Genomic DNA, 287 nt, shown 5'->3' on the forward strand with positions numbered 1-287 from the left:
CCGTTCCCGCCGAACCTTTGTCGAACTTCTGATCGGTTGCATGCTCAACCCGGAAGGCTGGGTCACTCGTGCCATCGGTGCCATTCGCCGCGAGGCGCACTGGACCACCTACTACAAACTGATCGAACGGGCGAATGTCTCGGTCGCCGACTTGTCCATTTAATTGCTGCAATTGACGCAAAGAGTTTTTCCAAACGAGCTGGTCAACCTGATTATCGACGATACGCTGGTTCCTCGTTGCGCGAAGAAAGGGCCGGGGATCAGCGTCAAACACGATCACAGCCACA

General features: G+C 55.4%; 1 pseudogene. It reads left to right on the forward strand.

Annotated elements, in window-relative coordinates:
* Positions 1–287, forward strand: a pseudogene (locus IV91_RS20050) (transposase); the annotation flags it as partial.

Origin of the sequence: Ferrovum myxofaciens (genome assembly GCF_000735045.1) — a bacterium.
Taxonomy (GTDB): Bacteria; Pseudomonadota; Gammaproteobacteria; order Burkholderiales; family Ferrovaceae; genus Ferrovum; species Ferrovum myxofaciens.